We start from the raw sequence: 3,789 nt of genomic DNA on the forward strand, positions 1-3,789 counted from the left end.
GGCGGCCGTGGACGACCTGCGCGGCGCGCTCAGGACGGCCGACCTCCGCGAGGAGCGCCTCCACGCGGTCGCAGGCGCCGCCGTGGCGGTGGCCGGAGATGGCCGCGAGCGCCGCGCTGATGCACGCGTACAGGTCCGCGCCGGAGGAGGCCGTCACGCGGGCCGCGAAGGTGGAGGTGTTCAGCTCGTGGTCCGCGCAGAGCACCAGCGCCAGGTTGATCAGCTCCGCGGTCCGCTTCGGCTTCGCGTCCCAGGCCGTGGCGAGCGACGCGGCCACCGTCGCTTCCTTCGACGCGCGCGACACGCGGCCAGGAGCCTGGGCCACGCAGACCCACGTGCCCAGGTGGCGGATGAGGCGGCGTGCGCGGAGCATCTCCTGCTCCGCGGGCGCGGCGAAGCGGCCCGCGTCGCTCGCGGCGAGGAGCGGCACCAGCGCGGCGAGCGCGGACAGGGGAGGGGTGTCGCGCGGGAGCATGGCGGCCAGCGAGGCGGGGGACACGCGCAGCGCGCTCCTTGAAGCCTTGCGCTCCGAGCCCGGCGACCGCGTGCCTCGCCCCGGCGGCTCCGTGTGTCCACCGGCGTCCCACGGTGTTTCCGGCGCGGGCCATGACGTGGTTTGCAGCGGCAGGCTCCCGGTCCACAGCAGCTCCGCGACGTCCTCGAAGCGGTGTCCCCGCGCGGCCAGCTCCACCGCGTCGTGGCCCCGGTACGCGAGCCCGTCTTCGCTGATGCGCGACACCGACGAGTCGATGACGGGCTCGCCCAGCGCAGCGCTCCGGACGCCACCGCCGCGTGGCCCGCGCGGGCGTCGTGGCGCGTCTTCAGCCGCTCCACGTCCGCGCGCAGGTAGCGGTTCTCCTTCGTGCCCTTCTCCGGCACGCACCGCACGAGCCCCCGGCTCACGTAGGTGTAGAGCGTCGCCCGCTTCACGCCCAGGAGGGCGGCCGCCTCCTCCGCGCGCAGCAGCTCCTCCTCAACTGGATGGTCGAATCGAGATTGAGAACGTCCCCCTGCACGACGCACCATGTTCCACGTGCCTCCCGGGTGCGGAGTCTCGACTCGACTGGACGTTCCTGTCGAGTCGACCCGCCCATGGACGAGGCCACACCGAGCGGGGAGCGCGACCATGCACGTGGTGGATTTCGGCCGTACGTCGTCGGACTACGCGAAACACCGGGCGGGATTCCCGGACGCCTTCTACACACGGCTCGAACAGGACGGCGTGCTCACGCCCGGCCTGCGCGTGCTCGACCTGGGCACCGGCACCGGCACCGTCGCGCGCAGCCTGGCCCGGCGTGGCTGCCACGTCACCGCGATGGATGTCTCCGCGCCGCAGCTGGAGGCCGCCGCCCGGCTCGCCCGCGACGAGGGCCTCACCGTGGACTTCCGCGAGGCCCCCGCGGAGAACACGGGCCTGCCGTCCGGGTCCCTGGACCGCGTGTTCGCGGGCCAGTGCTGGCACTGGTTCGACCGCGCCGCCGCCGCGCGCGAGGCCTTCCGTCTGCTCAAGCCCGGCGGGAAGCTGATCCTCTGCCACTTCGACTGGACGGCCCTGCCCGGCAACCTGCTGGAGGCCACCGAGGCCCTGGTGGAGGAGTTCAGCCCCCGCGTGGACCTGCCCGTGGACCGCTTCGGCCAGGGCGTGGGCATCTACCCGCAGTGGTTCCGCGACGTGGGCGTGGCCGGCTTCCAGTCCCTCACGTCCTTCACCTTCGACACGCTCACGCCGTACACCCACGAAGCGTGGCGCGGACGGATGCGCGCCAACGCCCGCATTGGCGCCATGCTCCCGCCCGAGCAGGTCGCCCGCTTCGACGCCGCGCTGGCCGCGCTCCTCGCCGCGCGCTTCCCCCAGGAGCCGATGTCCGTCCCCCACCGCGTGTTCGCGCTCGTCGCGGCGCGCCCGTGAAACAGGAGCCCGCCATGTCCTCGCCTCACCTGATCCACTCGGAAGACGTCCCCTGGACGGAGGTCGCCCACGGCAGCCGCGTGGCCCTCAAGCGCAAGCAGCTGGGCGCCGCCGCGCACGGGCGCAAGCTCGGGTGCAGCCTGGTGGAGCTTCCGCCGGGCCGCCGCTCGTGGCCGCTGCACTACCACCTGGGCAATGAAGAGGCCGTCTACGTCCTGTCCGGCACGGGGTCGCTGCGACTGGGGACCCAGACGCTGCCCGTGCGCGAGGGGGACTACGTCGCGCTGCCGCCCGGCGCGGAGTCCGCGCATCAGCTCATCAACGACGGCCCGGAGCCGCTGCGCTACCTGTGCTTCTCCACCATGGAGGCGCCGGACGTCCTCGTGTACCCGGACTCGAAGAAGGTGGGCGTCTTCGCGGGCGCGGCGCCCGGGGGCGACAAGGCGTCGCGCACGCTGCAGGCGTATCTGCCCTTGGACGCGGAGGTGGATTACTGGGAGGGCGAGGAGCCCTGATAGGGTGCGCGGCCCATGGCCTCCCTGCTGGATGCGCTCGACCGCGAGCGGCTGCTCAAGGACTCCGCCGCCGCCTCCGCGCTGCTGCCGAAGGGCGAGCCTCCCCACGTGTCGATGTTGCGGCTGTGCGAGGCGGGCCTGCTCGTGGGCGGGCTCACCGTGGGGTACGGCGTCCGGCCGGATGAGCTGGTGGGCCCGCTCACCGCGGCCATGGGCGGCGCGGCCCGGCGGCTCAAGGTCGTGGACGTGCGCGAGCGCCCCGCGCTGGAGCTGCACGTCGCGGCCGGTGACGTCACGGAGCGCTGGGAGGTGGAGGACGTGCCCGCGCTCGTGCACAACCTCAACGACCTGTACCGCGACGCGGCCGACGTGCGCGCGGTGGCGGTGCTGGGGGAGTGGGAGGACTCGCTCCAGTTGCTCTGCGTCGAGCGCCGCGCCCTGGGACGGCTGTTGCGGCAGCCCTTCTTCGCGCCCGTCAACGCGCGCGGGCTCCAGGACCTGGTGGCGCCGCGCTGAAGCGGCCGGGCCTCCCTCGACCCTGGACGCCCGGTGGGGCACCATGGGGGCATGCGCATCACGCTGGCTCTCATCGTTGGGTTGCTCCTGGCGCAGGTCGCTCGCGCGGAGCCGGATTCGTTTGGCCTGGGCACCGGCCGCGACGGCACGCTGACCGTCGTCGCGGAGGGGACCCTCCCCGTGTCCGCGGAGTCCCCCCTGGGACAGAACGTCGTGGCGGGAGACGCGGAGCTGGTGGTGTCCAGCGCCGTCTTCGCCTCGGGCGACCTGGTGATGATCCACGAGAGCACCGGCCTGTCGCCCACGCCCGACCTGGGCAACCCGAAGGGCGTGTCGCTGGCGGGGTCCGTCGCGCTGGGGCGCTGGGAGCTGGCGCGGGTGGAGACGGTGACGACCACCACGCCCGCCACGCTCGTGCTGACCGCGCCGCTCCGCTACGCCTACACCGCGAACCGGGCGCAGGTGGTGCGCGTGGCCGAGTACGTTGACGTCGTCGTCCAGCCGGGCGCGCGGCTCACCACGTCGCCGTGGAACGGCAAGTCCGGCGGCATCCTCGCGATGCTGGTGATGGGCAAGGTGATCAACGACGGCCGCATCGACGCGGATGGCCTGGGCTCGTTGGGAGGCGTCTTCCAGGCTGGCGCCGACCTGACGGGCTGCACCGGGCTGGAGCTGGAGCGTGCCAAGGGCGGCTCCTCGCGCGGCGAGGGCGTGGCGGGAGTTTCATCCAGGAACGGCATTTCCAGCGGGCGCGGCAACCTGGCCAACGGCGGCGGTGGCGGCAACTGCTCCGGTTCCGGGGGTGGGGGGGGCGGTCACGGCGGCATCGGAGGCCAGGGCGGACGCACG

At 73.6% G+C, this 3,789-nt stretch carries 3 protein-coding genes and 2 pseudogenes; 4 read left to right on the forward strand and 1 reads right to left on the reverse strand.

Annotated elements, in window-relative coordinates:
• Nucleotides 1-1,026 (reverse strand): annotated as a pseudogene (locus tag ACLEQD_RS38885) (citrate/2-methylcitrate synthase); the annotation flags it as partial.
• A 100-nt stretch (nucleotides 1,027-1,126) separates the two neighbouring features.
• Here ACLEQD_RS38885 and ACLEQD_RS38890 point away from each other — a divergent pair.
• The 4 genes and pseudogenes from ACLEQD_RS38890 to ACLEQD_RS38905 all read left to right on the forward strand — a co-directional run.
• The gene (locus ACLEQD_RS38890) at nucleotides 1,127-1,909 is read left to right on the forward strand and encodes a class I SAM-dependent methyltransferase (protein ID WP_410390938.1); all 783 of its coding nucleotides are present in this window, start codon (nucleotides 1,127-1,129) and stop codon (nucleotides 1,907-1,909) included.
• A 14-nt stretch (nucleotides 1,910-1,923) separates the two neighbouring features.
• A complete protein-coding gene (locus ACLEQD_RS38895; protein ID WP_410390939.1) occupies nucleotides 1,924-2,424 on the forward strand; it encodes a cupin domain-containing protein in 501 nt (166 codons plus the stop codon).
• 15 nt (nucleotides 2,425-2,439) lie between these two features.
• Nucleotides 2,440-2,940 carry a hypothetical protein gene (locus tag ACLEQD_RS38900; protein WP_338262697.1) on the forward strand — a complete coding sequence of 167 codons (501 nt, stop codon included), beginning with the start codon at nucleotides 2,440-2,442 and terminating at the stop codon, nucleotides 2,938-2,940.
• 51 nt (nucleotides 2,941-2,991) lie between these two features.
• Nucleotides 2,992-3,789 (forward strand): annotated as a pseudogene (locus tag ACLEQD_RS38905) (hemagglutinin); the annotation flags it as partial.

Origin of the sequence: Corallococcus sp. 4LFB, from assembly GCF_046520365.1 — a bacterium.
Taxonomy (GTDB): domain Bacteria; phylum Myxococcota; class Myxococcia; order Myxococcales; family Myxococcaceae; genus Corallococcus; species Corallococcus caeni.

Bases quoted from the DNA above. Each gene is read 5' to 3' on its own strand.
- ACLEQD_RS38890 (WP_410390938.1), top strand. From the start codon at position 1,127: ATGCACGTGGTGGATTTCGGCCGTACGTCGTCGGACTACGCGAAACAC.
- ACLEQD_RS38895 (WP_410390939.1), top strand. From the start codon at position 1,924: ATGTCCTCGCCTCACCTGATCCACTCGGAAGACGTCCCCTGGACGGAG.
- ACLEQD_RS38900 (WP_338262697.1), top strand. From the start codon at position 2,440: ATGGCCTCCCTGCTGGATGCGCTCGACCGCGAGCGGCTGCTCAAGGAC.